This window comes from Kocuria himachalensis (genome assembly GCF_054784195.1).
Map to the genome: position 1 here is coordinate 46,828 of NZ_BAAGPL010000017.1, position 24,801 is coordinate 71,628.

At 70.1% G+C, this 24,801-nt stretch carries 34 protein-coding genes; all 34 read left to right on the top strand.

The features are described 5' to 3' along the window. Nucleotides 1–52: 52 nt before the first annotated feature. The 34 genes from ACYVM4_RS11810 to rpmD all read left to right on the top strand — a co-directional run bounded on the left by ACYVM4_RS11810 (nucleotide 53) and on the right by rpmD (nucleotide 24,800). Nucleotides 53–817 (top strand): IclR family transcriptional regulator, encoded by a 765-nt coding sequence (locus tag ACYVM4_RS11810; RefSeq protein ID WP_368820420.1) that lies wholly within the window; start codon nucleotides 53–55, stop codon nucleotides 815–817. Between the two features lie 141 nt (nucleotides 818–958). After that, the gene (locus ACYVM4_RS11815) at nucleotides 959–2,158 is read left to right on the top strand and encodes a 4-hydroxybenzoate 3-monooxygenase (RefSeq protein ID WP_368820419.1); all 1,200 of its coding nucleotides are present in this window, start codon (nucleotides 959–961) and stop codon (nucleotides 2,156–2,158) included. 172 nt (nucleotides 2,159–2,330) lie between these two features. Then, entirely contained in the window at nucleotides 2,331–3,152 is an 822-nt protein-coding gene (pcaH, locus tag ACYVM4_RS11820) for a protocatechuate 3,4-dioxygenase subunit beta (protein WP_368820417.1), read from the top strand. Beyond that, nucleotides 3,145–3,729 (top strand): protocatechuate 3,4-dioxygenase subunit alpha, encoded by a 585-nt coding sequence (pcaG, locus tag ACYVM4_RS11825; RefSeq protein WP_368820416.1) that lies wholly within the window; start codon nucleotides 3,145–3,147, stop codon nucleotides 3,727–3,729. Before pcaH ends, pcaG begins: the two co-directional genes overlap by 8 nt. Nucleotides 3,730–3,838: 109 nt before the next feature. Beyond that, entirely contained in the window at nucleotides 3,839–5,326 is a 1,488-nt protein-coding gene (locus tag ACYVM4_RS11830) for a lyase family protein (RefSeq protein WP_460668693.1), read from the top strand. Next, a complete protein-coding gene (locus ACYVM4_RS11835; protein ID WP_460668694.1) occupies nucleotides 5,323–6,150 on the top strand; it encodes an alpha/beta fold hydrolase in 828 nt (275 codons plus the stop codon). Before ACYVM4_RS11830 ends, ACYVM4_RS11835 begins: the two co-directional genes overlap by 4 nt. Further along, nucleotides 6,147–6,578, top strand: coding sequence for a 4-carboxymuconolactone decarboxylase (pcaC, locus tag ACYVM4_RS11840; RefSeq protein ID WP_368820413.1), 432 nt, complete (start codon nucleotides 6,147–6,149; stop codon nucleotides 6,576–6,578). The genes ACYVM4_RS11835 and pcaC overlap by 4 nt, the downstream gene beginning before the upstream one ends. Before the next feature lie 62 nt (nucleotides 6,579–6,640). Then, a complete protein-coding gene (locus ACYVM4_RS11845) occupies nucleotides 6,641–7,834 on the top strand; it encodes a thiolase family protein (RefSeq protein WP_368820412.1) in 1,194 nt (397 codons plus the stop codon). Between the two features lie 48 nt (nucleotides 7,835–7,882). After that, nucleotides 7,883–8,575: a 3-oxoacid CoA-transferase subunit A gene (locus tag ACYVM4_RS11850; RefSeq protein ID WP_368820411.1), complete on the top strand. Its 693-nt coding sequence runs from the start codon at nucleotides 7,883–7,885 to the stop codon at nucleotides 8,573–8,575. A gap of 1 nt (nucleotide 8,576) precedes the next feature. Continuing rightward, a complete protein-coding gene (locus tag ACYVM4_RS11855; RefSeq protein ID WP_438612796.1) occupies nucleotides 8,577–9,263 on the top strand; it encodes a 3-oxoacid CoA-transferase subunit B in 687 nt (228 codons plus the stop codon). Between the two features lie 77 nt (nucleotides 9,264–9,340). Next, complete coding sequence (locus tag ACYVM4_RS11860; RefSeq protein WP_368820410.1) at nucleotides 9,341–10,153, top strand: IclR family transcriptional regulator domain-containing protein; 813 nt, start codon at nucleotides 9,341–9,343, stop codon at nucleotides 10,151–10,153. A gap of 314 nt (nucleotides 10,154–10,467) precedes the next feature. After that, nucleotides 10,468–10,842 (top strand): 30S ribosomal protein S12, encoded by a 375-nt coding sequence (gene rpsL / locus ACYVM4_RS11865; RefSeq protein ID WP_017833291.1) that lies wholly within the window; start codon nucleotides 10,468–10,470, stop codon nucleotides 10,840–10,842. Then, nucleotides 10,842–11,312 carry a 30S ribosomal protein S7 gene (rpsG, locus tag ACYVM4_RS11870; RefSeq protein ID WP_368799104.1) on the top strand — a complete coding sequence of 157 codons (471 nt, stop codon included), beginning with the start codon at nucleotides 10,842–10,844 and terminating at the stop codon, nucleotides 11,310–11,312. The genes rpsL and rpsG overlap by 1 nt, the downstream gene beginning before the upstream one ends. A gap of 69 nt (nucleotides 11,313–11,381) precedes the next feature. Then, nucleotides 11,382–13,496 (top strand): elongation factor G, encoded by a 2,115-nt coding sequence (gene fusA, locus ACYVM4_RS11875; protein ID WP_460668695.1) that lies wholly within the window; start codon nucleotides 11,382–11,384, stop codon nucleotides 13,494–13,496. Between the two features lie 159 nt (nucleotides 13,497–13,655). Continuing rightward, a complete protein-coding gene (tuf, locus tag ACYVM4_RS11880; protein WP_368812725.1) occupies nucleotides 13,656–14,846 on the top strand; it encodes an elongation factor Tu in 1,191 nt (396 codons plus the stop codon). Nucleotides 14,847–15,475: 629 nt separating this feature from the next. After that, nucleotides 15,476–15,784 carry a 30S ribosomal protein S10 gene (gene rpsJ / locus ACYVM4_RS11885; RefSeq protein WP_003803825.1) on the top strand — a complete coding sequence of 103 codons (309 nt, stop codon included), beginning with the start codon at nucleotides 15,476–15,478 and terminating at the stop codon, nucleotides 15,782–15,784. 16 nt (nucleotides 15,785–15,800) lie between these two features. After that, the gene (gene rplC, locus ACYVM4_RS11890; RefSeq protein ID WP_017833296.1) at nucleotides 15,801–16,457 is read left to right on the top strand and encodes a 50S ribosomal protein L3; all 657 of its coding nucleotides are present in this window, start codon (nucleotides 15,801–15,803) and stop codon (nucleotides 16,455–16,457) included. Between the two features lie 4 nt (nucleotides 16,458–16,461). Continuing rightward, on the top strand, nucleotides 16,462–17,085 hold the full coding sequence (rplD, locus tag ACYVM4_RS11895; protein ID WP_368820408.1) for a 50S ribosomal protein L4: 624 nt from the start codon (nucleotides 16,462–16,464) through the stop codon (nucleotides 17,083–17,085). Beyond that, nucleotides 17,082–17,387, top strand: a complete 306-nt coding sequence (gene rplW / locus ACYVM4_RS11900) for a 50S ribosomal protein L23 (protein WP_017833298.1) — start codon at nucleotides 17,082–17,084, stop codon at nucleotides 17,385–17,387. The genes rplD and rplW overlap by 4 nt, the downstream gene beginning before the upstream one ends. A 30-nt stretch (nucleotides 17,388–17,417) precedes the next feature. Next, entirely contained in the window at nucleotides 17,418–18,257 is an 840-nt protein-coding gene (rplB, locus tag ACYVM4_RS11905) for a 50S ribosomal protein L2 (protein WP_017833299.1), read from the top strand. Nucleotides 18,258–18,269: 12 nt separating this feature from the next. Beyond that, nucleotides 18,270–18,551 (top strand): 30S ribosomal protein S19, encoded by a 282-nt coding sequence (rpsS, locus tag ACYVM4_RS11910; RefSeq protein ID WP_368820407.1) that lies wholly within the window; start codon nucleotides 18,270–18,272, stop codon nucleotides 18,549–18,551. 53 nt (nucleotides 18,552–18,604) lie between these two features. Continuing rightward, nucleotides 18,605–18,970 (top strand): 50S ribosomal protein L22, encoded by a 366-nt coding sequence (gene rplV / locus ACYVM4_RS11915; RefSeq protein WP_368820406.1) that lies wholly within the window; start codon nucleotides 18,605–18,607, stop codon nucleotides 18,968–18,970. After that, nucleotides 18,971–19,825 (top strand): 30S ribosomal protein S3, encoded by an 855-nt coding sequence (gene rpsC, locus ACYVM4_RS11920; RefSeq protein WP_368820405.1) that lies wholly within the window; start codon nucleotides 18,971–18,973, stop codon nucleotides 19,823–19,825. It begins immediately after the preceding gene. After that, entirely contained in the window at nucleotides 19,826–20,242 is a 417-nt protein-coding gene (gene rplP / locus ACYVM4_RS11925) for a 50S ribosomal protein L16 (RefSeq protein ID WP_017833303.1), read from the top strand. 2 nt (nucleotides 20,243–20,244) lie between these two features. Next, nucleotides 20,245–20,520 carry a 50S ribosomal protein L29 gene (gene rpmC, locus ACYVM4_RS11930; protein ID WP_017833304.1) on the top strand — a complete coding sequence of 92 codons (276 nt, stop codon included), beginning with the start codon at nucleotides 20,245–20,247 and terminating at the stop codon, nucleotides 20,518–20,520. After that, complete coding sequence (gene rpsQ, locus ACYVM4_RS11935) at nucleotides 20,517–20,807, top strand: 30S ribosomal protein S17 (protein ID WP_368820404.1); 291 nt, start codon at nucleotides 20,517–20,519, stop codon at nucleotides 20,805–20,807. The genes rpmC and rpsQ overlap by 4 nt, the downstream gene beginning before the upstream one ends. Nucleotides 20,808–21,165: 358 nt before the next feature. Continuing rightward, nucleotides 21,166–21,534: a 50S ribosomal protein L14 gene (gene rplN, locus ACYVM4_RS11940; RefSeq protein WP_017833306.1), complete on the top strand. Its 369-nt coding sequence runs from the start codon at nucleotides 21,166–21,168 to the stop codon at nucleotides 21,532–21,534. A gap of 2 nt (nucleotides 21,535–21,536) precedes the next feature. After that, nucleotides 21,537–21,881: a 50S ribosomal protein L24 gene (rplX, locus tag ACYVM4_RS11945; RefSeq protein ID WP_368820403.1), complete on the top strand. Its 345-nt coding sequence runs from the start codon at nucleotides 21,537–21,539 to the stop codon at nucleotides 21,879–21,881. Then, nucleotides 21,881–22,450, top strand: coding sequence for a 50S ribosomal protein L5 (gene rplE / locus ACYVM4_RS11950; protein ID WP_460668696.1), 570 nt, complete (start codon nucleotides 21,881–21,883; stop codon nucleotides 22,448–22,450). Before rplX ends, rplE begins: the two co-directional genes overlap by 1 nt. 79 nt (nucleotides 22,451–22,529) lie before the next feature. After that, entirely contained in the window at nucleotides 22,530–22,928 is a 399-nt protein-coding gene (gene rpsH / locus ACYVM4_RS11955; protein ID WP_017833309.1) for a 30S ribosomal protein S8, read from the top strand. 24 nt (nucleotides 22,929–22,952) lie between these two features. Further along, nucleotides 22,953–23,489: a 50S ribosomal protein L6 gene (gene rplF / locus ACYVM4_RS11960; RefSeq protein ID WP_368820401.1), complete on the top strand. Its 537-nt coding sequence runs from the start codon at nucleotides 22,953–22,955 to the stop codon at nucleotides 23,487–23,489. A gap of 2 nt (nucleotides 23,490–23,491) precedes the next feature. Next, the gene (gene rplR, locus ACYVM4_RS11965) at nucleotides 23,492–23,863 is read left to right on the top strand and encodes a 50S ribosomal protein L18 (protein ID WP_368820400.1); all 372 of its coding nucleotides are present in this window, start codon (nucleotides 23,492–23,494) and stop codon (nucleotides 23,861–23,863) included. Continuing rightward, on the top strand, nucleotides 23,860–24,591 hold the full coding sequence (rpsE, locus tag ACYVM4_RS11970) for a 30S ribosomal protein S5 (protein ID WP_368820399.1): 732 nt from the start codon (nucleotides 23,860–23,862) through the stop codon (nucleotides 24,589–24,591). The genes rplR and rpsE overlap by 4 nt, the downstream gene beginning before the upstream one ends. Beyond that, nucleotides 24,591–24,800, top strand: coding sequence for a 50S ribosomal protein L30 (gene rpmD / locus ACYVM4_RS11975; protein ID WP_017833313.1), 210 nt, complete (start codon nucleotides 24,591–24,593; stop codon nucleotides 24,798–24,800). Before rpsE ends, rpmD begins: the two co-directional genes overlap by 1 nt. The last annotated feature ends 1 nt before the right edge of the window (nucleotide 24,801 follow it).

The following is a 24,801-nucleotide window of genomic DNA, read 5'->3' on the forward strand; positions in this document are numbered from 1 at the left end:
CGGTGGGCCGCGACGCCCGGCGGCCCACCCGTTAAGGAGCGCGAGGAGGACCATGGCGAACTCACCCACCGGGGAGTCCGTGCTCGAGCGGGCGGACCGGATCCTCGCGGCGTTCACCGCCGAGGAGTCCCGGCTGACGGGGGGCCGGATCGCGGCCCTCGCCGGGCTGCCCACCGCCACCGCGCACCGGCTCGCCCGCGACATGGCCCGCCAGGGCTGGCTCGAGCGGGTGGAGGGCGGGCACTACGTGGTCGGCACCCGGCTGTGGGAGCTGGCCAGCCGCTCCTCCCGCGAGCTCGGGCTGGCGCGCGCCGCCCGCCCGTTCATGGGGGACATCCACGCGGTGCTGCGCCAGCACGTGCAGCTCGGCATCGTGGAGGGCCGCGAGGTGCTGCTCGTGGAACGGCTCTCCCACCCCCGGGCGGTGCCCGTCCGGTCGGAGGTGGCGGGCCGGCTGCCCCTGCACCTCTCGGCCACGGGCCTCGTCCTGCTGGCGCACGCCCCCCAGGACTACCAGGAGGAGTACCTGCGGGGTCCCCTCGCCGCGTTCACCGAGCTCTCGCCGACGGACCCCGGGGTGCTCGCCGCGGAGCTCGAGCGGATCCGCGGCGCGGGCCACGCCCTGCAGACCGGCTACCTGGAGGCCGGCACGGCGGGCATCGCCGTCCCGGTGCGGGGGCGCGGCGACCAGGTGGTGGCGGGCCTGGGAGTCATCACCCCCGCGGGCGACCCGGCCGCGCGGGCGGGGGCCATCGTGCAGGCGCTGCACACCGCGGCGCACGGCATCCGCCGGACGCTGCGGGACGCGCCCCGCTGAACCGGCCGACGAGCCCGCTCCCGCACCGGCCGCACCCCGCGCGCACCGCTCCGCTCGTCCCGTTCAACGGGACGGTTGTGGTGCCGCCCACAGGCCGCTGAGACACTGGACACGATTCCCGTCGTATCACCAGGAGCACTCATGAGCGCACAGCGCACCGTTCTCAGCACGCAGGTCGGCATCGTCGGCGGCGGACCGGCCGGGCTGATGCTCGCCCACCTGCTCGGCCGTGCCGGCATCGACAGCATCGTCGTCGAGAGGCGCGACAAGGACACCATCCACGCCACCCACCGGGCCGGCATCCTCGAGGCGCCCACCGTGCGCATGCTCGTCGACGAGGGGGTCGACGGGCGGGTGCTGACGGAGGGCCACGAGCACGAGGGCACCGTGCTGCGCTTCGCGGGGGAGAGCCACCGGATCGACTTCAAGAAGCTCGTCGGCGAGTCCGTGTGGCTCTACCCGCAGAACGAGGTGTTCCTGGACCTGGCCAACGCCCGGGAGCGCGACGGCGGCGACGTCCGCTGGTCCGTCACGGACACCGAGGTGGTCGACCTGACCACCGACCGCCCGGGGATCCGCTTCACCGACGCCGCGGGCGAGGACCTCGAGATCCGCTGCGAGATGCTCGTGGGCGCCGACGGCTCGCAGAGCGTCTGCCGCCGCGCGATCCCGGAGCAGGAGCGCACCGACAACTTCATCGAGTACCCCTTCGCGTGGTTCGGCATCCTCGCCGAGGCCCCGCCGAGCGCCCCGGAGCTCATCTACTCGAACTCCGAGCACGGCTTCGCCCTGGTCTCCCAGCGCAGTGAGACCGTCCAGCGGATGTACTTCCAGTGCGACCCGGAGGAGAACGTCGACGACTGGGACGACGAGCGGATCTGGGCCGAGCTCCAGCGCCGCGTCGAGGGCCCCGACGGGCTCCGGCTCCAGGAGGGCCGCATCTTCGACAAGACCGTGCTGAAGTTCCGCTCCTACGTCTGCGAGCCCCTGCGCCACGGCAACCTGTTCCTCGTCGGCGACGCCGGCCACACCGTCCCCCCGACCGGCGCCAAGGGCCTGAACCTCGCGTTCTGCGACGTCCGCGTGCTCGCCCCGGCGCTCGTGGAGTTCTTCCGCTCGGGCGACGGAACCGGGCTGGCCGGGTACTCGGCCACGGCGCTGGAGCGCGTGTGGAAGGCGCAGAACTTCTCCTACTGGGCCACCCACCTGATGCACACCCAGCCGGGGGAGAACCCCTTCAACCAGAAGCGCCGGCGCGGCGAGTTCAGGGCGATCACCGGCTCCGAGCGCGGCGCCGCCTACTTCGCGGAGTCCTACACGGGCTGGCCCGACGACCGCTGACGCTTGGTCTCCGGGCCCGCACTGTGACCCCCCAAGAAGTTCGCACAACGAACACATGTGCGAATGCTGCACCGGATGCGCTAGCCTCGGAGAGTTCGTCGCGGACGCGCCGGCCACCGCAGGCACCACGCCCGCCGGTGCGGCAGCCACCTCGCAACAAAGGAGCTGAACCATGACCGACCAGGACCAGGGGGCGGGAGAGTCCTTCGTGCACCTCACGCCGAAGGGCCCCGACGACGCGGCGGACACGCAGGCCGACCTCGACCGCGAGATGGCGCGGATCAGCGAGGACCACGCCGCCTCGGGACGCACCGAGACGCAGCCGCGGCTGGACTACGCGCCCTACCGCAGCTCGATCCTGCGGCACCCCACCAAGGACCTGCACCACGCGGACCCGGAGACCATCGAGCTGCACGCCCCCGCCTTCGGCGAGCGGGACGTGCACCGGCTCGAGTCGGACCTGACCATCCAGTCGGGCGGGGAGCCGATCGGCGAGCGGATCAAGATCCGCGGCCGGGTCCTCGACGGCGACGGCCGGCCCGTGCGCCGCCAGCTCGTGGAGATCTGGCAGGCCAACGCCGCCGGGCGCTACATCCACAAGCGGGACCAGCACCCCGCCCCCATCGACCCCAACTTCACGGGCGTGGGACGGTGCCTCACCGGCGACGACGGCTCCTACGAGTTCGTCACCATCAAGCCCGGCCCGTACCCCTGGAAGAACCACCACAACGCCTGGCGGCCCGCGCACGTGCACTTCTCCCTGTTCGGCACGGACTTCACCCAGCGGATGATCACCCAGATGTACTTCCCCTCGGACCCGCTGTTCGCGCTGGACCCGATCTTCCAGTCCATCGTGGACCCCGAGGCCCGCCGGCGGCTCGTGGCCGAGTACGACCACGACGCGTCCGAGCACGAGTGGCTGCTCGGCTACACCTGGGACATCGTGCTCAGCGGCTCGAACCGCACCTGGACGGAAGGCGACTCCGATGTCTGAGACCCCCGCTCACCCCAAGCTCCCGGCCACCCCCGGCCAGACGATCGGGCCGTTCTTCGGCTACGCGCTGCCCTACGACAGGGGCGAGCTGCTGGTCCCGCTCGGGCACCCGCAGGCGGTGCGCCTGCACGGCACCGTCACCGACGGCCACGGCGACCACGTGCCGGACGCCATGCTCGAGATCTGGCAGGCGGACGGCAACGGTGCGGTCCCCACCGCGACCGGCTCGCTCGTGCGCGACGGCTACACCTTCACCGGCTTCGGCCGCGCGTCCGTCGACAACGAGGGCCACTACACCTTCACGACGGTGGACCCGGGGCCGACGGAGCCCGGCAAGGCGCCGTTCATCACGCTGACCGTCTTCGCCCGGGGCGTGACGAACCGGCTGTTCACCCGCATCTATCTGCCGGAGGACACCGAGGCCCTCGCGGCCGACCCGCTGCTGCGCTCCCTGCCCGAGGACCGGCGCCGCACCCTGGTCGCCGAGCGCGAGGCCGACGGCTCCCTGCGCTTCGACCTCCGGCTGCAGGGCGAGGGGGAGACCGTCTTCCTCACCTACCCGAACCTCGAGAAGTGACCCGCGCGCAGGGGCTCCGGCCGGTGCGGCCGGAGCCCCTGCGCCGCGCCCGGCCCGCTCTGCGCCACGGCGAGCGTCCCCGTGACCGAACGACCCCAGGAGGACCCGCATGACCGACGTCGGCCTGCTCAGCCCCGGCGCCCACCGCGGCGCCGCGCGCACGGACGACACGGCGGTGCTCCAGGCGCTGCTCGACGTGGAGGCCGCGTGGGTCGGCGCCCAGTCGGCCGCCGGCCTCGCGCCGGCGGAGGCCGCGGACGCCGCCCGCCGCGCCGCCCGCGCCGGGGACTACGACGCCGCAGACCTCGCCCGCCGGGCCGAGGACGGCGGCAACCCCGTCATCCCGCTGCTCGCCGACTACCGCCGGCGGCTCGGGGAGCTCGACCCCGCCGCGGTGCGCTGGGTGCACCGCGGCCTCACCAGTCAGGACGTCATGGACACCGCCATGATGCTCGTCCTGCACCGGTCCGCCGAGCCCCTGGCCCGCGACCTGGCGGCCGCCCAGGGCGCACTGGCCGCCCTGGCCGACGCCCACCGCGCCACCGTGCAGACCGCCCGCACGCTGACCCAGCACGCCCTGCCCACCACCTTCGGGCTCAAGGCCTCCAGCTGGCTCGCCGGCCTCCAGGACCTGGACGGGGACCTGGCCGAGCTGCGCCGTCTGCCCGTGTCCTACGGCGGCGCCGCCGGCTCCCTCGCCGCGAGCCTCGCCCTCTTCCCGGACGCCCCCGACGCCGCCGAGCGCGCCATCGGCCTGGCCGGGCACTGGGCCGACGAGCTCGGCCTCGCCCTGCCCCCGCACGTCTGGCACACGACCCGGCGCCCCGTCCTGCGCACGGCCGGCACCCTCGCGGCCGTGTGCGCGGCCCTCGGGCGGATCGCCAACGACGTCCTCCTGCTCGCCCGCCCCGAGCTCGGGGAGTTGCGGGAACCGGCCGCCGAGGGCCGGGGAGTGTCCTCGGCGATGCCGCAGAAGCAGAACCCGGTCCTGTCGGTGCTGCTCAAGCGGACCGCGCTGAGCGCCCCCCAGCTGCTCGCGCAGGTCCACCTGGCCGCGGGCCAGTACGTGGACGAGCGCCCCGACGGGGCCTGGCACGCCGAGTGGGCCGCGCTGCGGGAGCTCGCCCGGCTCGCGGTCGCGGCGTCGTCGCACGCCGCCGAGCTCGCGCAGGGCCTCGTCGTGGACCCAGCACGGATGCGCGCGAACCTCGACGCCTCCGGCCCCGCCGTGCTCGCCGAGCGGATCAGCGCCGCCCTGGCGCCGCTCGTGCCCCGGGCCGGCGGCGCCACGGGCAAGCAGCAGGTGCAGGACGCCGTGCGCGAGCACGCCACCGACCGCGACGGCATGGTCAGCGCCCTCCTCGCGCTGGCCGCGGGCGCCGTCCGGCCCGACGGCACCCCGGTGGACGAGGCCTTCGTCGCCGGGCTGCTGGACCCCGCCGGCTACCTCGGCGCCAACGGCCTGCTGATCGACCGGGCGCTCGAGCGGGCACGCCGCTCCGCGAACGACCGTTCGGCCGCGGAGACCACCGCCCGGGCGTCCGACGAGACCTCGACCCCGACCTCAGCCCCGACCCGTTCCAGGAGCACCGCATGACCGTTCCCGAGCTCGCCCTCGTCCGGTTCCCCGGCCGCCCGACCCCGTCCCCGCAGGCCCGCCTCGTCGTGCTCGGCCCCTCTCTGGGCACGTCCGTCACCTCCCTCTGGTCGGGTGTCGTGCGCCGGCTCGAGGGGGACTTCGATGTCCTGGGCTGGGACCTGCCCGGCCACGGGGCCTCCGCCCCCACCGGCGAGCCGTTCACCATGTCGGAGCTGGCACAGGGGGTGCTGGCCGCGCTCGACCGCGACCGCCCCGATGCGGTGAGCGAACGTCCGTTCTACTACGCCGGCAACTCGATCGGCGGCTGCGTGGGCCAGCAGCTGCTCCTCGACGCCCCCGACCGGGTGGGCGCCGCCGTCCTGCTCGGCACCGCCGCCCGGGTGGGGGAGCCCGCCGGATGGGCCGAGCGCGCACGGCTCGTCGCCGCCGCCGGCACACCCACCCAGGTGGTGGGATCCGCGCAGCGCTGGTTCGCCCCCGGGTTCATCGAGCGGGACGCGGTCACCACCACCGGCCTGCTGCACGACCTCCAGGACGCCGACCGCTTCTCCTACGCCCGGGCCTGCGAGGCGCTCGGCGACTTCGACCTGCGCGAACGGCTCGGCGGCGTGCGCGCCCCCGTGCTCACGGTCGCCGGAGCCCACGACGCCGCGACCCCGCCGGGGGCCGTGGTCGCCCTCGCCGAGGCCGTCGGCGGGCGGGCCGTCGTCCTGGACGAGGCCGCCCACCTGCTCCCGGCCGAGGCCCCGCAGGACGTGGCCCGCCTGCTGGCCGGGCACTTCACCGCCCACCCCGCCGACGCCGAAGGAGCACGAGCATGAGCACCGACCCCCAGCGCACCGAGCAGCAGGCGCACGCCGACGGCATGGTCGTGCGCCGCGAGGTCCTCTCCGACGCCCACGTCGACCGCGCCGAGGCCGGCAAGGACGCGTTCACCGCCGAGTTCCAGGACTTCATCTCCCGCTACGCGTGGGGCGAGATCTGGACCCGGCCGGGACTGGACCGGCGGATGCGCAGCGCCGTGACCCTGACCGCGCTGATCGCGGCCGGGCACTGGGAGGAGTTCGAGATGCACGTGCGCGCCGCCCTGCGCAACGGCCTCGAGCGGGACGAGATCAAGGAGATCCTGCTGCAGTCGGCGATCTACCTCTCCGTGCCCTCCGCCAACAACGCCTTCAAGCACGCCAAGCAGGTGCTCGACGCCCTCGACGCCGAGGGCCACGGCAACCCCGTGCCCCCGGCCGCCTGACCTCCTGACCTTCCCTCCCGACACCCCGTGACCGACGTGCAACGACGCAAGTGAGGAACACCATGACCGAGGCCTACATCTACGACGCCGTGCGGACCCCCTTCGGCCGCTTCGGCGGCGCCCTGGCGGGCGTGCGCCCCGACGACCTGGCCGCCCTGGTGATCGGCGAGCAGGTCCGGCGCGCGGCCGCGCTCGACCCCGCCGCGATCGACGAGGTCGTGCTCGGCAACGCCAACGGCGCCGGCGAGGAGAACCGCAACGTCGCCCGCATGGGCACGCTGCTGGCCGGCCTGCCCGTCGAGCTCCCCGGCACCACCGTCAACCGCCTGTGCGGGTCCTCCCTCGACGCCGCGATCATCGCGTCCCGACAGATCAACGCGGGAGAGGCCGACCTGATGCTCGTCGGCGGCGTCGAGTCCATGAGCCGGGCCCCCTGGGTCCTCCCGAAGACGGAGAAGCCCTATCCGGCCGGCGACCTGACCCTGGCCTCCACCACGCTCGGCTGGCGGCTCGTCAACCAGCGGATGAAGCCCGAGTGGACCGTGTCCCTGGGCGAGGCCACCGAGCAGCTCGCCGAGCGGCACGGCATCACCCGCGACCGGATGGACGAGTTCGCGTTCCGCTCCCACCAGCTCACCCAGCAGGCGTGGGACGAGGGCTTCTACGAGGACCTCACCGTCCCGGTCCCCGGCACCGAGCTCACTCGGGACGAGTCCGTCCGCGCGTCCTCCACGGTCGAGAAGCTGGGTGGGCTCAGGACCGTCTTCCGGCCGGCGGACCAGGGCGGCACCGTCACCGCCGGCAACGCCTCACCCCTCAACGACGGGGCGTCGGCGGCGCTGCTGGGCTCCGAGAAGGCCGCCGAGCTGACCGGACTGCAGCCCCTCGCCCGCGTCGCCGGCCGCGGCGCCGCCGCCAACGAGCCGCAGTTCTTCGGCTTCGCCCCGGTCGAGGCCGCGAACCTCGCCCTGCGGCGCGCCGGCATCACCTGGGACGACGTCGCCGCCGTGGAGCTCAACGAGGCCTTCGCCGCCCAGTCCCTGGCCTGTGTCGATGCGTGGGGGATCGACCCGGGCATCGTCAACCGGCACGGCGGCGCGATCGCCATCGGCCACCCCCTCGGCGCCTCCGGCACCCGCATCCTCGGCACGCTCGCGAAGTCCCTCCGGGCCTCGGGGCAGCGCTGGGGGGTGGCGGCCATCTGCATCGGCGTGGGCCAGGGCCTCGCCGTCGTGCTCGAAAACCAGAACGCCTGAGCCCCCGGGGCACCGGGCGGAACAGACCACCGAAGGAAGGCACATCGCATGCTGAACATCGCAGAGAGCTGCGCGCAGGCCGTGGCCCCGATCCACGACGGCGCCACCGTCATGATCGGCGGCTTCGGCGTGGCCGGCCAGCCCGTCGAGCTCATCGACGCGCTCATCGACCACGGCGCCACCGGCCTGACGGTCGTGAACAACAACGCCGGCAACGGCGACGTCGGCCTGGCCCGGCTGATCCAGCTGGGCCGCGTGGCCAGGATCATCTGCTCCTTCCCGCGCCAGTCCGACTCGTGGCACTTCGACGAGAAGTACCGGGCCGGGCAGATCGAGCTCGAGGTCGTCCCCCAGGGCAACCTCGCCGAGCGCATCCGCGCCGCCGGCGCCGGCATCGGGGGGTTCTTCACCCCCACCGGCTACGGCACCCCGCTCGCGGAGGGCAAGGAGGTCCGCGAGATCGACGGCCGCCACTACGTGCTCGAGCACCCCATCAGGGCCGACTTCTCCCTGACCAAGGCGCATGTCGCGGACCGGGCCGGCAACCTCGTCTACCGCAAGACGGCGCGCAACTTCGGCCCGATCATGGCCGCGGCCGCCACCACCTCCATCGTGGAGGTCGCGGAGATCGTGGAGCGCGGCGCGCTGGACCCGGAGGTCGTCGTGACCCCGGGCATCTACGTGGACACCGTCGTGCGGATCGAGTCCCCGGTCCAGCTCGACCCCCGAGAGGACATCTGAGATGAGCGAGAACACCCTGAACGAGGCGGGCACCGTCCCGATGACCGCCGACGCCCCGCTGAGCACGGACGACCTGGCCCGCCTCGTCGCCCGCGACATCCCGGCCGGCTCCTACGCCAACCTCGGCATCGGCCAGCCCACCCTGGTCGCCAACTACCTGAGCGCCGAGGACGACGTCACCCTGCACACCGAGAACGGCATGCTCGGCATGGGCCCCGAGGCCCACGGCGAGGAGGTGGACGCCGATCTCATCAACGCCGGCAAGATCCCCGTGGTCGAGACCCCGGGCTGCTCGTACTTCCACCACGCCGACTCCTTCGCCATGATGCGCGGCGGGCACCTGGACTACTGCGTGCTCGGCGCCTTCCAGGTGGACGCCCAGGGCAACCTCGCCAACTGGCACACGGGTCGGCCGGACGCGATCCCCGCGGTGGGCGGGGCCATGGACCTGGCCACGGGTGCGAAGATGACATTCGTGATGATGTCACTGCAGACCAAGAAGGGGCAGTCCAAGCTCGTGGAGCGGTGCACCATGCCGCTCACCGGCGTCGGCTGCGTCTCCCGGATCTACACCGACCAGGCCGTCTTCCTCATCGAGGAGGACGGCGTGTCGGTGCGCGAGACCTTCGGCACGAGCTTCGAGGAGCTCCAGCAGATCGTCGACGTCCCGCTGCGCCCCGCCCGCTGAGCCCAGCACCGATCCCGCGGGTGCGGCGGGCCGGCACCGGCCGCCGCACCCCGGACGAGGCCCGCAGGAGGCCACCGATGACCGAGCAGGACCCGACCGCCCCAGCGGGGGAGCGAGGCGCCCCCGGACAGTTCGTGCAGTCGCTGGCACGCGGGCTCGGCGTGATCACGGCCTTCGACGCCCGGCACCCCCGGATGACCCTCAGCGACGTGGCCCGGCGCACCGGGCTGACCCGCGCCACCGCGCGCCGGTTCCTGCTCACGCTCGAGGAGCTGGGCTACGTCCGGACCGACGGGCGGCTCTTCGAGCTCACCCCCACGGTCCTCCAGCTCGGCTACTCCTACCTCTCCTCGCAACCGTTGCCGGCCCTGGCCGCCCCCCACCTCGAGACGCTCTCGGCGCGGGTCGAGGAGTCCACGTCCGCCTCCGTGCTGGACGGCTCCGACATCGTCTACGTCGCCCGCGTCTCCACGCACCGGATCATGACCGTGGCGATCGCCGTGGGCACCCGGTTCCCCGCCCACGCCACGTCCATGGGCCGGGTGCTGCTCGCCGGGCTGGGCCCGGAGCAGCTCGCCGAGTACTTCCGCACGGCGCGGATCGAGCGTCTGACCGAGCACACCCTCACCGACCGCGCCGCCCTCGAGGCCGACCTGCGGCGGGTCCGCGCCCAGGGCTGGGCCCTCGTGGACCAGGAGCTCGAGATCGGGCTGCGCTCCGTTGCCGCCCCCGTGACCGACGGCACCGGGCGCGTGGTCGCGGCCGTGAACGTCTCCATGCGCGTGGGGATGCCCGGCGCGACCGCCGGGGACCCCGTGGACGACGTCGTGCCGCCCCTGCTCGAGTGCGCGCGGCGGATCTCCGCGGACCTCGCCGCGACCGGACGCTGACGCGGCGAGGTCCGGCCCCGTTTCCCCGCCCCGTCCGGGGTCTGATAGGCTGTCGAGGAATTGAACGGTCATCCCTCGGCGCCCGCGCCCCTGGAGGCCGAAGAAATCATGGCAGAACGGACTCGGTCCTCCGGTACGCGGTGTGTACCGAAATGCCATCCTTTTCGTCTGCCCAGCTACCTTCGGCGCGGCGACCGTGGTGCCCGCCCGGCGGGACCACGTCAGGCGCCGCACCCGCGCCCGGCCCCGGCCGGGCGCGGGTGAGCCGAACACCCAGCGGGCCGCTGACGCGTCCCGTCCGATCAGGAGACACTGTGCCTACAATCCAGCAGCTGGTCCGCAAGGGCCGGACCCCGAAGGTCGTCAAGACCAAGGCGCCCGCACTCAAGGGCAGCCCCATGAAGCGCGGCGTGTGCACCCGCGTCTACACCACCACCCCCAAGAAGCCGAACTCGGCGCTGCGCAAGGTCGCCCGCGTGAAGCTCAACGGCGGCGTGGAGGTCACGGCCTACATCCCCGGTGAGGGCCACAACCTGCAGGAGCACTCCATCGTGCTCGTCCGCGGCGGTCGCGTGAAGGACCTCCCCGGTGTCCGCTACAAGATCGTCCGCGGCGCGCTCGACACCCAGGGTGTCAAGGGCCGCCAGCAGGCCCGTTCCCGTTACGGCGCCAAGAAGGAGAAGAAGTAATGCCTCGTAAGGGTCCCGCTCCCAAGCGCCCGCTCGTCGTCGACCCGGTCTACAGCTCCCCGGTCGTCACGCAGCTGATCAACAAGGTCCTCCAGGACGGCAAGAAGTCCACCGCCGAGCGCATCGTCTACGGTGCCCTCGAGGGCGTCCGCGCCAAGTCCGGTGCCGACCCCGTCGTCACCCTCAAGAAAGCCCTCGAGAACGTCAAGCCGGCCCTCGAGGTGAAGTCCCGCCGCGTCGGCGGCGCCACCTACCAGGTGCCCGTCGAGGTCAAGCCGGGCCGCGCCCAGGCGCTGTCCCTGCGCTGGCTCGTCGGCTACTCGAAGATCCGTCGTGAGAACACCATGACCGAGCGTCTGCAGAACGAGATCCTGGACGCGTCCAACGGTCTCGGTGCCGCCGTGAAGCGCCGCGAGGACACCCACAAGATGGCGGAGTCCAACAAGGCCTTCGCCCACTACCGCTGGTAGAATCTTCCAGGCCTGTCGGCCCCACCCGGGCCGACAGGCCGCCGGCACCATCTCCGAAAGGGAATCACCGTGGCACTTGACGTGCTTACCGACCTCAAGAAGGTCCGCAACATCGGCATCATGGCGCACATCGATGCCGGGAAGACCACCACCACCGAACGCATCCTGTTCTACACCGGTATCTCCCACAAGATCGGCGAGACCCACGATGGTGCCTCCACCATGGACTGGATGGCGCAGGAGCAGGAGCGCGGCATCACGATCACGTCCGCCGCGACGACCTGCTACTGGCACGACAACCAGATCAACATCATCGACACCCCGGGCCACGTGGACTTTACGGTGGAGGTCGAGCGCTCCCTGCGCGTGCTCGACGGCGCCGTGGCGGTCTTCGACGGCAAGGAGGGCGTCGAGCCCCAGTCGGAGACGGTCTGGCGCCAGGCCGACAAGTACGACGTCCCCCGCATCTGCTTCGTCAACAAGATGGACAAGCTGGGCGCCGACTTCTACTTCACCGTCGACACCATCATCAACCGCCTCGGCGCGAAGCCGCTGGTCATGCAGCTCCCGATCGGCTCGGAGGCCGAGTTCACCGGCGTGGTCGACCTGCTCACCATGAAGGCCTTCGTCTGGCCGGGCGACTCCAAGGGCGACGTCTCCCTCGGGGCGAAGTACGAGATCGAGGAGATCCCCGCCGACCTGCAGGAGCGGGCCGAGGAGTACCGCAACCAGCTGGTGGAGTCCGTCGCCGAGGCCGACGACGTGCTCATGGAGAAGTACCTGGGCGGCGAGGAGCTCACCCTCGAGGAGATCAAGGCCGGCATCCGGAAGCTCACGATCACCTCGCAGGCGTACCCCGTGCTGTGCGGCTCCGCGTTCAAGAACCGCGGCGTGCAGCCGATGCTCGACGCCGTCATCGACTTCCTGCCGTCCCCGCTGGACGTGCCGAACGTCGAGGGCCACGCGCTGAACAACGAGGAGGAGATCCTCTCCCGCCCGGTCGACTCGACCGCGCCGTTCTCCGCGCTCGCCTTCAAGGTGGCCAACCACCCGTTCTACGGGCAGCTGACCTACATCCGCGTGTACTCCGGCAAGGCCGGCAACGGCGACCAGGTGCTCAACTCCACCAAGGGCAAGAAGGAGCGCATCGGCAAGCTGTTCCAGATGCACTCCAACAAGGAGAACCCGGTCGACACCGTCCAGGCCGGGCACATCTACGCCGCCATCGGGCTCAAGGACACCACCACGGGGGACACCCTGTGCGATCTGCAGAACCCGATCGTGCTCGAGTCCATGTCCTTCCCCGCCCCGGTCATCTCGGTCGCCATCGAGCCGAAGACCAAGGGCGACCAGGAGAAGCTCTCCATCGCGATCCAGAAGCTCTCCGCCGAGGACCCCACGTTCACCGTGTCCCTCAACGAGGAGACCGGCCAGACCGAGATCGGCGGCATGGGCGAGCTCCACCTGGACATCCTGGTCGACCGCATGAAGCGCGAGTTCAAGGTCGAGGCGAACGTCGGCAAGCCGCAGGTGGCCTACCGCGAGACGATCAAGAAGGCCGTCGAGAAGATCGACTACACGCACAAGAAGCAGACCGGCGGCTCCGGCCAGTTCGCCAAGGTGCAGATGGCCTTCGAGCCGATCCCGCTGGACGCCGAGGAGCTCTACGAGTTCGACAACAAGGTCACCGGCGGCCGCGTCCCGCGCGAGTACATCCCCTCCGTGGACGCCGGCATCCAGGACGCCATGCGTCTCGGCATCCTCGCCGGGTACCCGGTCGTGGGCGTCAAGGCCACGCTGCTCGACGGCGCCTACCACGACGTCGACTCCTCCGAGATGGCGTTCAAGATCGCCGGCTCGATGGTGTTCAAGGAGGGTGCCCGCAAGGCGCAGCCCGTCCTCCTCGAGCCGCTCATGGCGGTCGAGGTGCGCACCCCCGAGGAGTACATGGGCGAGGTCATCGGCGACCTGAACTCCCGCCGCGGCCAGATCCAGTCGATGGAGGACGTGAGCGGCATCAAGCTGGTCAGCGCCCTCGTCCCGCTGTCCGAGATGTTCGGCTACATCGGCGACCTCCGGTCCAAGACCCAGGGCCGCGCCGTGTACTCCATGCAGTTCGACAGCTACTCGGAGGTCCCCAAGGCCGTCGCCGAGGAGATCGTCCAGAAGAACCGCGGCGAGTAGGCACCACCCCTCGGCCCCGGCCGGGAATTTCATCAAACAAGTACAGCCAAAGTAGACTTGCAGAGGTTTCAGTACTGCTGAGCGCCTCAAGCTCCCCCCGACAACACCCGGTGGGGAAGTGCTGAGCAAACTACGACATATGTTCTAGGAGGAACAACCATGGCGAAGGCCAAGTTCGAGCGCACCAAGCCGCACGTCAACATCGGCACCATCGGCCACGTCGACCACGGCAAGACGACGCTCACGGCTGCCATCTCCAAGGTCCTGGCCGACAAGTACCCGGACCTGAACGAGAAGCGCGACTTCGGTGCCATCGACTCCGCTCCGGAGGAGAAGCAGCGCGGCATCACCATCAACATCGCGCACATCGAGTACCAGACGGAGAAGCGCCACTACGCGCACGTCGACGCCCCGGGTCACGCGGACTACGTCAAGAACATGATCACCGGTGCGGCGCAGATGGACGGCGCCATCCTCGTGGTCGCCGCCACGGACGGCCCCATGGCCCAGACCCGCGAGCACGTGCTGCTCGCCCGCCAGGTCGGCGTGCCCTACCTGCTGGTGGCCCTGAACAAGTCCGACATGGTCGACGACGAGGAGCTGCTGGACCTCGTCGAGATGGAGGTCCGCGAGCTCCTCGCCGACCAGGGCTTCGACGGCGACAACGCGCCGGTCGTCCGCGTCTCGGCGCTGAAGGCCCTCGAGGGCGACCCCGAGTGGGTCGCCAAGGTCGAGGAGCTCATGGAGGCCGTCGACGAGAACGTGCCCGACCCCATCCGTGAGATGGACAAGCCGTTCCTCATGCCGATCGAGGACGTCTTCACCATCACCGGTCGCGGCACCGTGGTGACCGGCCGTGCCGAGCGTGGCACGCTGCCGATCAACTCCGAGGTCGAGATCGTCGGCATCCGCCCGGTCCAGAAGACCACGGTCACCGGCATCGAGATGTTCCACAAGCAGATGGACGAGGCCATGGCGGGCGAGAACTGCGGCCTGCTGCTGCGCGGTCTCAAGCGTGACGACGTCGAGCGCGGCCAGGTCGTGTGCAAGCCGGGTTCCATCACCCCGCACACCGACTTCGAGGCCAACGTCTACATCCTCTCCAAGGAGGAGGGCGGGCGTCACAACCCGTTCTACTCCAACTACCGTCCGCAGTTCTACTTCCGGACCACCGACGTCACCGGCGTCATCACGCTGCCTGAGGGCACCGAGATGGTCATGCCCGGCGACAACACCGAGATGACGGTCGCGCTGATCCAGCCGATCGCCATGGAGGAGGGCCTCGGCTTCGCCATCCGCGAGGGTGGCCGCACCGTGGGCTCCGGCCGCGTCACCAAGATCATCAAGTAGTCCCCGGACTGCTCGATCTGCGCAGAACCCCCCGTCGCTCGCGCAGCGGCGGGGGGTTTCGCGCGTTCCGGGCGCGGTCGAGCTCCCGCACGGGAGCCTCCGCGTCCGGGCTCGCGGTCGACGGCGGGGGGACCGTCCGTCCGGGCGCCGGCGTGCGGTCGGGACCCGTGCCCGGCCGCCGGCGCGGGCACCTGGCGGGCGAGCCCCACGGCTTCCGCTCCGTCGCCCACGCCCCTGGTCCCGGCGGACGGGGCCGTGCGTTTGCACCGGTCTGGCATCTCTGGCAGGATGGAGGACGTTGTTCAAGCGCCGACGTGTGCTCCCAACGGTTCGAACCGGCAGACCCCAGGACACCATCGGGTTCCGAAGCAGAACCGGGGGCCAGCAGCTCCTGGAAGCTGCCACGGACGGACCACATACAGCCCGCCCCGAGGAACGGACCCGGTGCGCCCTCGTGCCCGCACGAGGCGACACGCCCGAGTTCGGGGGTCGGAGCTCCAGCAGGGTGAGGAACCCGGATCCTTCCGGATTCAGTCTGCGTGGAGGGGCGCCCACCAGGTGGCGCCATGCACAAGGAGCCCTCGGCTCCGTCACAGGGAAGTACGTTCAAGAAAGAGAGTCACGACGCCATGGCGGGACAGAAAATCCGCATCCGGCTGAAGTCTTATGACCACGAGGTCATCGACGTCTCGGCCCGGAAGATCGTTGAGACGGTGACGCGCGCAGGCGCCACGGTGGTCGGCCCCGTGCCGTTGCCCACCGAGAAGAACGTGTACTGCGTCATCCGTTCGCCGCACAAGTACAAGGACAGCCGTGAGCACTTCGAGATGCGCACGCACAAGCGGCTGATCGACATCATCGACCCCACGCCGAAGGCCGTCGACTCGCTCATGCGCCTCGACCTGCCGGCTGACGTGAACATCGAAATCAAGCTGTAAAGAGGATCGCATCCCAATGACTACCACTTTCGAACGCCAGGTGAAGGGCCTGCTGGGCACGAAGCTCGGCATGACCCAGGTCTGGGACGAGAACGGGAAGTTCGTGCCGGTGACCGTCGTCAAGGCGGACTCCAACGTCGTGACCCAGCTGCGCAACCAGGACCGTGACGGCTACTCGGCCGTCCAGATCGGGTTCGGTGCGATCGACCCCCGCAAGGTCACCCAGCCGCTGGCCGGCCACTTCGAGAAGGCCGGCGTGACGCCGCGCCGCCACGTCGTGGAGCTGCGCACGGCCGACGCCGACACCTACGAGCTGGGCCAGGAGCTCTCCGTCGAGCTCTTCGAGGCCGGCCAGAAGGTCGACGTGATCGGCAAGACCAAGGGCAAGGGCACGGCCGGTGTGATGAAGCGTCACGGCTTCTCCGGCGTCGGCGCCTCCCACGGTGCCCACAAGAACCACCGCAAGCCGGGATCCATCGGCGGCGCGTCCTACCCCGCTCGCGTGTTCAAGGGCATGCGCATGGCGGGCCGCATGGGCGCCGTCCGTCACACGACGCAGAACCTCACCGTTCACGCCGTGGACGCCGAAAACTCCCTGCTGCTCATCAAGGGCGCCCTGCCGGGCCCCAAGGGTTCGGTCGTCCTCGTCCGCACCGCAGTGAAGGGAGCCTGACACCATGGCAACTCAGACCGTCAACGTCGAACTGCCCGCCGAGATCTTCGACGTCCAGACCAACGTGCCCCTGCTGCACCAGGTCGTCGTCGCTCAGCTGGCCGCGGCCCGCCAGGGCACGCACAAGACCAAGAACCGCGCCGAGGTCTCCGGCGCCGGCCGCAAGCCCTTCAAGCAGAAGGGCACCGGCCGCGCCCGCCAGGGCTCGATCCGCGCCCCGCACATGACCGGTGGCGGCGTGGTGCACGGCCCGACCCCGCGCGACTACAGCCAGCGCACCCCCAAGAAGATGAAGGCCGCCGCCCTGCGCGGAGCCCTCTCGGACCGGGCGCGCAACAACCGCATCCACGTCGTGGAGGCCGTCGTCGAGGGCACCGTCCCCAACACGAAGGCCGCCCAGGCGACGCTGCGCGGGCTCTCCGACCGCAAGAACCTGCTGGTCGTCCTGCACCGCTCGGACGACGTGGCCGCGCTGTCGGTGCGCAACCTCGACGACGTGCACACCCTCTACGCGGACCAGCTCAACACGTACGACGTGCTGGTCTCCGACGACGTGGTCTTCACCAAGGACGCGTTCGAGTCCTTCGTGGCGGCCGCCAGCAAGAAGAAGCAGGAGGACGCCAAGTGAGCGCGACCACCATCAAGGACCCCCGGGACGTCATCATCGCGCCGGTCGTCTCGGAGAAGTCCTACGGGCTCATCGACGAGGGCCGCTACACGTTCTTCGTGGCGCCCGACTCGAACAAGACGCAGATCAAGTACGCCGTGGAGCAGATCTTCGGCGTCAAGGTCGAGTCCGTCAACACCATCAACCGTGCCGGGAAGCGGAAGCGCACGCGCTTCGGCTGGGGTCAGCGCAAGGGCACCAAGCGTGCCGTTGTGACCCTGAAGGAAGGCACCATCGACATCTTCGGCGGTCCGCTCGCCTGAGCGGAGACCACTTTAACGAGGAACTGACACATGGCTATCCGTAAGCACAAGCCGACAACCCCGGGCCGTCGCGGCTCCTCCGTTGCCGACTTCGCAGAAATCACGCGCACGACCCCCGAGAAGTCGCTGGTCCGGCCGCTGCCCAAGAAGGGCGGCCGGAACAACACCGGTCGCATCACCACCCGGCACAAGGGTGGCGGGCACAAGCGCCAGTACCGCGTCATCGACTTCCGTCGCCACGACAAGGACGGCGTCGACGCCAAGGTCGCGCACATCGAGTACGACCCGAACCGCACGGCGCGCATCGCGCTGCTGCACTTCGTGGACGGCTCCAAGCGCTACATCATCGCTCCGAACAAGCTGTCGCAGGGCGACGTCGTCGAGTCGGGCCCCGGCGCCGACATCAAGCCCGGCAACAACCTGCCGCTGCGCAACATCCCCGTCGGCACCGTGATCCACGCCGTCGAGCTCCGTCCGGGCGGCGGCGCCAAGCTCGCCCGCTCCGCCGGTGCGTCCGTGCAGCTCGTCGCCAAGGAGGGCAAGTACGGCCAGCTCCGGCTGCCCTCCGGCGAGATCCGCAACGTCGACGTGCGCTGCCGCGCGACCGTCGGCGAGGTCGGCAACGCCGAGCAGTCGAACATCAACTGGGGCAAGGCCGGCCGCAACCGCTGGAAGGGCGTCCGCCCGACCGTCCGCGGTGTGGTCATGAACCCCGTCGACCACCCGCACGGTGGTGGCGAGGGCAAGACCTCCGGTGGCCGTCACCCGGTCAACCCGAACGGCAAGCCCGAGGGCCGCACCCGCCGCCCCAACAAGGAGAGCGACAAGCTCATCGTCCGCCGTCGTCGCACCGGCAAGAACAAGCGCTAAGGAGCCTGACACATGCCACGCAGCCTGAAGAAGGGCCCTTTCGTCGATCAGCACCTTTTCCTGAAGGTCGCCAAGGAGAACGACAAGGGCACCAAGAACGTCATCAAGACGTGGTCCCGCCGCTCGATGATCATCCCCGACATGCTGGGGCACACGATCGCCGTGCACGACGGACGCAAGCACATTCCCGTGTTCATCACCGAGTCGATGGTCGGGCACAAGCTCGGCGAGTTCGCCTCCACGCGGACCTTCCGCGGCCATGTGAAGGACGACAAGAAGGGCAAGCGCCGCTGATCCTCCGGGATCCCGCAGCGTGAGCACTTCGAGAAGACGAGAGAAGGAAAGCAATGGAAGCCAAGGCATCTGCGCGCTACATCCGCGTGACGCCTATGAAGGCCCGGCGCGTCGTCAACCTGATTCGTGGCCAACAGGCGAATGAGGCTCTGGCGATTCTGAAGTTCGCCCCACAGGCTGCTTCGGAGCCGGTGTTCAAGGTCCTCCAGTCGGCGGTCGCGAACGCGCGCCAGCTGGCGGACCGTGACGGCCTGCCGTACAAGGAGGAGGAGCTCGTCGTGAGCGAGGCCTTCGTCGACGAGGGTCCGACCATGAAGCGGTTCCGGCCGCGCGCCCAGGGCCGCGCCTACCGCATCAACAAGCGCACGAGCCACATCACCGTGATCGTGGCGAGCCCTGACAGCGAGGAGGTCCGCTAAGTGGGACAGAAGATCAACCCGCACGGGTTCCGGCTGGGCATCACCACCGACCACGTGTCGCACTGGTACGCGGACTCCACCAAGGAGGGCCAGCGCTACAAGGACTACGTCCGTGAGGACATCAAGATCCGCAAGCTCATGTCCACGGGCATGGAGCGGGCCGGCATCTCCAAGGTCGAGATCGAGCGGACCCGGGACCGCGTGCGCGTGGACATCCACACCGCCCGCCCCGGCATCGTCATCGGCCGCCGCGGCGCCGAGGCCGACCGCATCCGCGGCGAGCTCGAGAAGCTCACGGGCAAGCAGATCCAGCTGAACATCCTCGAGGTCAAGAACCCCGAGGTGGACGCCCAGCTGGTCGCCCAGGGCGTCGCCGAGCAGCTCGCCTCCCGCGTGGCCTTCCGCCGCGCCATGAAGAAGGCCATCCAGTCGGCGCAGCGCGCCGGCGCGAAGGGCATCCGCATCCAGTGCGCCGGCCGCCTCGGCGGCGCCGAGATGAGCCGCTCGGAGTTCTACCGCGAAGGCCGTGTGCCCCTGCACACCCTGCGCGCGAACATCGACTACGGGTTCTTCGAGGCCAAGACCACCTTCGGCCGCATCGGCGTGAAGGTCTGGATCTACAAGGGCGACCTCACCGCGAAGGAACTGGCGGCCCAGCAGGCCGCCGCTCCCTCCCGCGGCCGTGGCGGCGGCGACCGTGATCGTCGTGGCGGTCCGGGCGAGCGTCGCGGAGGCGGCGGCGGCGACCGTCGTCGTCCCGACCGTAACGACCGTGGCGGACGCCGTGAGCGCACCGACTCCGCCGCCTCCCCGGCTCCGGCCGCGGGAGCGACCAACGCAGAGGGTGGTAAGTAAATGCTCATCCCACGTCGTGTGAAGTTCCGCAAGCAGCACCACCCCAAGCGGTCGGGCGCTGCCAAGGGCGGCACCACCGTCGCCTTCGGCGAGTGGGGCATCCAGGCGCTCACGCCGGCCTACGTGACGAACCGTCAGATCGAGGCCGCGCGTATCGCCATGACCCGCCACATCAAGCGTGGCGGCAAGGTCTGGATCAACATCTACCCGGACCGCCCCCTGACCAAGAAGCCCGCCGAGACCCGCATGGGCTCCGGCAAGGGCTCCCCCGAGTGGTGGGTGGCCAACGTCAAGCCCGGGCGCGTGATGTTCGAGCTCTCCGGTGTCTCCGAAGAGGTCGCCCGCGAGGCCCTGCGCCTGGCGATCCACAAGCTCCCGATGAAGGCACGCATCGTGCGTCGCGAAGGTGGTGAATGAGAATGGCTGTTGGATCCAAGGATCTGAGCATCGAGAACCTCGCGGCCCTCGACAAGGACTCTCTGGGTGAGGCGCTGCGCAAGGCCAAGGAGGAGCTGTTCAACCTCCGCTTCCAGTCCGCAACCGGTCAGCTCGAGAACAACGGCCGCCTCAAGGCCGTCAAGCGCGACATCGCGCGCATCTACACGGTGCTGCGCGAGCGCGAGCTCGGCATCCGGCCCCAGGCGGGCTCCGCCGAGACCACCGCCGAGACCACCTCCGAGGAGGACGCCAAGTGACCGAGCAGATCAACAACGAGGCCGAGCAGGCCGACGAGCGCGGTGACCGCAAGAGCCGTCGTGGCTACGTGGTCTCCGACAAGATGGACAAGACCGTCGTCGTCCAGCTGCAGGACAACGTCAAGCACGCGCTGTACGGCAAGGTCATGCGCCGTTCCTCGAAGGTCAAGGCCCACGACGAGCAGAACGCCGCCGGTGTCGGCGACCTCGTCCTGATCTCCGAGACCCGTCCGCTGTCCGCCACCAAGCGGTGGCGGATCGTGGAGATCCTCGAGAAGGCCAAGTGACCCGAGCTCGCTAGAGCCGGCCACGGCCGCGACGGCCCGTCCCTTCCACGAAGGGGCGGGCCGTCGTCAGTCCACCGCCCCGCACGGACGGGCGTCCCGCCTGTGCTAGGCTGGTGAGCTTGTATGGGCCGACACGTCTGCCCGTGCATCCCACAGCTCTTCGTGCCAGCGCATAATGACCGCGTGCAGGGCGCCCCCGTGCCACCTGGTGGCGGGTTCAGATGCTCCTGGCATGGAGGGCTGGGCCCGGTCCGGCGTGCGACGCCGGGGGAGGGCACATCATCCGACAAGCTGTTCCGCAAGGCCCGCACCGTGCTCTCGATCGGTGTTGGAACCGGCGTGACGACAGGAGTAATCAGTGATTCAGCAGGAGTCGCGACTGAAGGTCGCCGACAACACGGGTGCGAAGGAAATCCTCACCATCCGTGTTCTCGGTGGATCCGGACGTCGCTACGCAGGCATCGGCGACATCATCGTCGCCACCGTGAAGGACGCGATCCCCGGCGGGAACGTGAAGAAGGGCGACGTGGTCAAGGCCGTCATCGTCCGCACCAAGAAGGAGCGCCGTCGTCCGGACGGCTCCTACATCAAGTTCGACGAGAACGCCGCAGTGATCCTGAAGAACGACGGTGACCCCCGGGGCACCCGCATCTTCGGCCCCGTGGGCCGTGAGCTGCGCGACAAGAAGTTCATGAAGATCATCTCGCTGGCCCCGGAGGTGCTCTGACCATGGCGAAGTTCAAGATCAAGACCGGCGACCTGGTGCAGGTCATCTCCGGCAGCAAGGACAACAAGGGCAAGCAGGGCAAGGTCCTGCGCGTCATCCCCGAGACGTCCCGCGTGGTCGTGGAGGGCATCAACGTGATCACCCGCCACCGCAAGGCCTCCATGCAGGGCGAAGCCGGCGGCATCGACAAGGTCGAGGCCCCGATCCACGTGTCCAACGTGGCGCTCGTGGACCCGGAGACCAACAAGCCGACCCGCGTCGGCCACCGCACCGAGACCGTGGAGCGCGACGGGCGCCAGAAGACCGTCCGCATCCGCGTCTCCAAGAGCACCGGCAAGGACCTGTGATGACCGAAACCACCGAGATCAGCGTGTCCCCGCGCTTCAAGGACAAGTACCAGGAGACCGTCGTGCCCGTGCTGCAGGAGCAGTTCGGCTACGGCAACGTCATGGAGATCCCGCGCGTCGTCAAGGTCGTCGTGAACATGGGTGTCGGCGACGCCGCGAAGGACTCGAAGCTCATCGACGGCGCCGTCCGCGACCTCACCGCCATCACGGGCCAGAAGCCGCTCGTGACCCGGGCGAAGAAGTCCATCGCGCAGTTCAAGCTCCGCGAGGGCATGCCGATTGGCGCGCACACCACGCTGCGCGGCGACCGCATGTGGGAGTTCCTCGACCGCCTGGTGACCCTGGCCCTGCCGCGCATCCGTGACTTCCGCGGGCTGTCCGCCCGCCAGTTCGACGGCAACGGCAACTACACCTTCGGCCTCACCGAGCAGTCCATGTTCCACGAGATCGACCAGGACCGCATCGACCGGGTCCGCGGCATGGACATCACGGTGGTCACCACCGCGAAGACCGACGACGAGGGCCGCGCGCTGCTGAAGGCGCTCGGTTTCCCCTTCAACACCAACTAATCTCGCTACGTTCCAGGTCTGCTCGCGCGCCGCACGGCGCCGGCGGAAACCGGGACGAGGAAGGGCACGTGCCCCCAAAATGACAATGACAGATCCTGTCGCGGACATGCTGACGCGTCTGCGCAACGCCAACTCCGCCTACCACGACTCCGTGAGCATGCCGTACTCGAAGCTCAAGGCTCGCGTGGCGGACATCCTCAAGGCCGAGGGCTACATCGCGGACTACAAGGAGGAGGCGGCCGAGGTCGGCAAGACCCTCACGCTGTCCCTGAAGTTCGGCCCCAACCGGGAGCGCTCCATCGCGGGCGTCCGGCGCATCTCCAAGCCGGGCCTGCGCGTCTACGCCAAGTCCACCAACCTCCCCAAGGTCCTGGGCGGCCTGGGCATCGCCATCCTGTCCACCTCTTCCGGGCTGCTGACCGACAAGCAGGCCGCGAAGAAGGGCGTGGGCGGCGAAGTCCTCGCCTACGTCTGGTAACCCCGGAACAGAAAGGAAGAGAACATGTCACGTATCGGACGTCTCCCCATCTCTGTGCCGGCCGGTGTGGAGATCAACGTCGACGGCAACGTCGTCTCCGTCAAGGGCGCCAAGGGCGAGCTGCAGCACACCGTTGCCAGCCCGATCTCGGTCGCGCTCGAGGACAGCACCCTCACCGTCACCCGACCCGACGACGAGCGCGAGTCCCGCTCGCTGCACGGCCTCACCCGCACCCTGATCGCCAACATGATCCAGGGCGTCACCCAGGGCTACTCCAAGGGCATCGAGATCGTGGGCACCGGGTACCGCGTGCAGGCCAAGGGCCAGGACCTCGAGTTCGCCCTCGGCTACAGCCACCCGATCACCTTCAAGGCCCCGGAGGGCATCTCGTTCGCCGTCGAGGGCGTCAACAAGCTCTCGGTCAACGGCATCGACAAGCAGCAGGTCGGCGAGGTCGCCGCCAAGATCCGCAAGCTCCGCGCCCCCGAGCCCTACAAGGGCAAGGGCGTGCGGTACGCCGGCGAGCAGATCCGCCGCAAGGCCGGAAAGGCTGGTAAGTAACCATGGCTCTGAAGATCAAGGGCAAGTCCAAGGCCGCCGCCCGCAGCCGCCGCCACGTCCGGGTGCGCAAGCACCTGGCCGGCACGGCAGCGCGCCCGCGCCTGGTCGTCAACCGCTCGGCCCGCCACGTGTTCGTCCAGGTCGTCGACGACACCCAGGGTGTCACCGTCGCCTCGGCGTCCACCATGGAGGCCGACCTGCGCGGCGCCGACGCGGACAAGACCGCGAAGGCCAAGCGTGTGGGTGAGCTCGTGGCCGAGCGCGCCAAGGCCGCCGGTGTCGAGTCCGTCGTGTTCGACCGCGGCGGCAACAAGTACCACGGTCGCGTGGCGGCTGTCGCCGACGGCGCCCGCGAAGGAGGTCTGGCACTGTGAGCGAGCAGAACAACGAGAAGGAAACCCAGGTGACCGAAGCCAGCACTGCCTCCACGGAGGCGACCGGGGCCCAGCAGACCACCGATGCCAACCGCTCCCAGGACTCCCGCGGCGACCGCGGGGGCCGTGGCGAGCGCGGGGGCCGTGGCGAGCGCGGCGGCCGCGGTGAGCGCGGCGGCCGCGGTGGCCGCGGCGGCCGCGACGAGGAGAAGGACAAGTTCCTCGAGCGCGTCGTGACCATCAACCGTGTCTCCAAGGTCGTCAAGGGCGGTCGTCGCTTCAGCTTCACCGCCCTCGTCGTCGTCGGCGACGGCAACGGCATGGTCGGCGTGGGCTACGGCAAGGCGAAGGAGGTGCCGGCCGCGATCTCCAAGGGCGTCGAGGAGGCGAAGAAGAACTTCTTCCGCGTCCCGCGCATCGAGGACCGCACGATCCCGCACCGCGTGCAGGGCGAGGCCGCCGCAGGCGTCGTCATGCTGCGCCCGGCGACCCCCGGTACCGGTGTGATCGCCGGTGGTCCGGTCCGCGCCGTGCTCGAGTGCGCCGGCATCCACGACGTGCTGTCGAAGTCCCTCGGCTCGTCGAACCAGATCAACATCGTGCACGCAACCATCGAGGCGCTCCGCCAGCTCGAGGAGCCGGCGGCCGTCGCGGCCCGCCGTGGGCTTCCGATCGACGAGGTCGTCCCCGGTCCGTTGCTGCGCTCGATCCAGAAGGCAGGTGCCTGATGTCCGGCAAGCGTATCCAGCCCGACGGCACGGAGCTGCGCATCACGCAGGTCCGGTCGGTGGTCGGCCAGAAGCAGAACATGCGGAACACCCTGCGGTCCCTCGGCCTCAAGCGGCCGGGCAACGTCGTGGTCCGCAAGGCCGACGGCGTGACCGCGGGCATGGTCAACACCGTCGCCCACCTGGTCAAGGTCGAGGAGGCCAAGTAAC

Excerpts from the sequence above, each read along its gene's own strand:
- ACYVM4_RS11810 (WP_368820420.1), top strand. The coding sequence starts at position 53 with ATGGCGAACTCACCCACCGGGGAGTCCGTGCTCGAGCGGGCGGACCGG.
- ACYVM4_RS11815 (WP_368820419.1), top strand. The coding sequence starts at position 959 with ATGAGCGCACAGCGCACCGTTCTCAGCACGCAGGTCGGCATCGTCGGC.
- pcaH (WP_368820417.1), top strand. The coding sequence starts at position 2,331 with ATGACCGACCAGGACCAGGGGGCGGGAGAGTCCTTCGTGCACCTCACG.
- pcaG (WP_368820416.1), top strand. The coding sequence starts at position 3,145 with ATGTCTGAGACCCCCGCTCACCCCAAGCTCCCGGCCACCCCCGGCCAG.
- ACYVM4_RS11830 (WP_460668693.1), top strand. The coding sequence starts at position 3,839 with ATGACCGACGTCGGCCTGCTCAGCCCCGGCGCCCACCGCGGCGCCGCG.
- ACYVM4_RS11835 (WP_460668694.1), top strand. The coding sequence starts at position 5,323 with ATGACCGTTCCCGAGCTCGCCCTCGTCCGGTTCCCCGGCCGCCCGACC.
- pcaC (WP_368820413.1), top strand. The coding sequence starts at position 6,147 with ATGAGCACCGACCCCCAGCGCACCGAGCAGCAGGCGCACGCCGACGGC.
- ACYVM4_RS11845 (WP_368820412.1), top strand. The coding sequence starts at position 6,641 with ATGACCGAGGCCTACATCTACGACGCCGTGCGGACCCCCTTCGGCCGC.
- ACYVM4_RS11850 (WP_368820411.1), top strand. The coding sequence starts at position 7,883 with ATGCTGAACATCGCAGAGAGCTGCGCGCAGGCCGTGGCCCCGATCCAC.
- ACYVM4_RS11855 (WP_438612796.1), top strand. The coding sequence starts at position 8,577 with ATGAGCGAGAACACCCTGAACGAGGCGGGCACCGTCCCGATGACCGCC.
- ACYVM4_RS11860 (WP_368820410.1), top strand. The coding sequence starts at position 9,341 with ATGACCGAGCAGGACCCGACCGCCCCAGCGGGGGAGCGAGGCGCCCCC.
- rpsG (WP_368799104.1), top strand. The coding sequence starts at position 10,842 with ATGCCTCGTAAGGGTCCCGCTCCCAAGCGCCCGCTCGTCGTCGACCCG.
- tuf (WP_368812725.1), top strand. The coding sequence starts at position 13,656 with ATGGCGAAGGCCAAGTTCGAGCGCACCAAGCCGCACGTCAACATCGGC.
- rpsJ (WP_003803825.1), top strand. The coding sequence starts at position 15,476 with ATGGCGGGACAGAAAATCCGCATCCGGCTGAAGTCTTATGACCACGAG.
- rplC (WP_017833296.1), top strand. The coding sequence starts at position 15,801 with ATGACTACCACTTTCGAACGCCAGGTGAAGGGCCTGCTGGGCACGAAG.
- rplD (WP_368820408.1), top strand. The coding sequence starts at position 16,462 with ATGGCAACTCAGACCGTCAACGTCGAACTGCCCGCCGAGATCTTCGAC.
- rplB (WP_017833299.1), top strand. The coding sequence starts at position 17,418 with ATGGCTATCCGTAAGCACAAGCCGACAACCCCGGGCCGTCGCGGCTCC.
- rpsS (WP_368820407.1), top strand. The coding sequence starts at position 18,270 with ATGCCACGCAGCCTGAAGAAGGGCCCTTTCGTCGATCAGCACCTTTTC.
- rplV (WP_368820406.1), top strand. The coding sequence starts at position 18,605 with ATGGAAGCCAAGGCATCTGCGCGCTACATCCGCGTGACGCCTATGAAG.
- rplP (WP_017833303.1), top strand. The coding sequence starts at position 19,826 with ATGCTCATCCCACGTCGTGTGAAGTTCCGCAAGCAGCACCACCCCAAG.
- rpmC (WP_017833304.1), top strand. The coding sequence starts at position 20,245 with ATGGCTGTTGGATCCAAGGATCTGAGCATCGAGAACCTCGCGGCCCTC.
- rplX (WP_368820403.1), top strand. The coding sequence starts at position 21,537 with ATGGCGAAGTTCAAGATCAAGACCGGCGACCTGGTGCAGGTCATCTCC.
- rplE (WP_460668696.1), top strand. The coding sequence starts at position 21,881 with ATGACCGAAACCACCGAGATCAGCGTGTCCCCGCGCTTCAAGGACAAG.
- rpsH (WP_017833309.1), top strand. The coding sequence starts at position 22,530 with ATGACAATGACAGATCCTGTCGCGGACATGCTGACGCGTCTGCGCAAC.
- rplF (WP_368820401.1), top strand. The coding sequence starts at position 22,953 with ATGTCACGTATCGGACGTCTCCCCATCTCTGTGCCGGCCGGTGTGGAG.
- rplR (WP_368820400.1), top strand. The coding sequence starts at position 23,492 with ATGGCTCTGAAGATCAAGGGCAAGTCCAAGGCCGCCGCCCGCAGCCGC.
- rpmD (WP_017833313.1), top strand. The coding sequence starts at position 24,591 with ATGTCCGGCAAGCGTATCCAGCCCGACGGCACGGAGCTGCGCATCACG.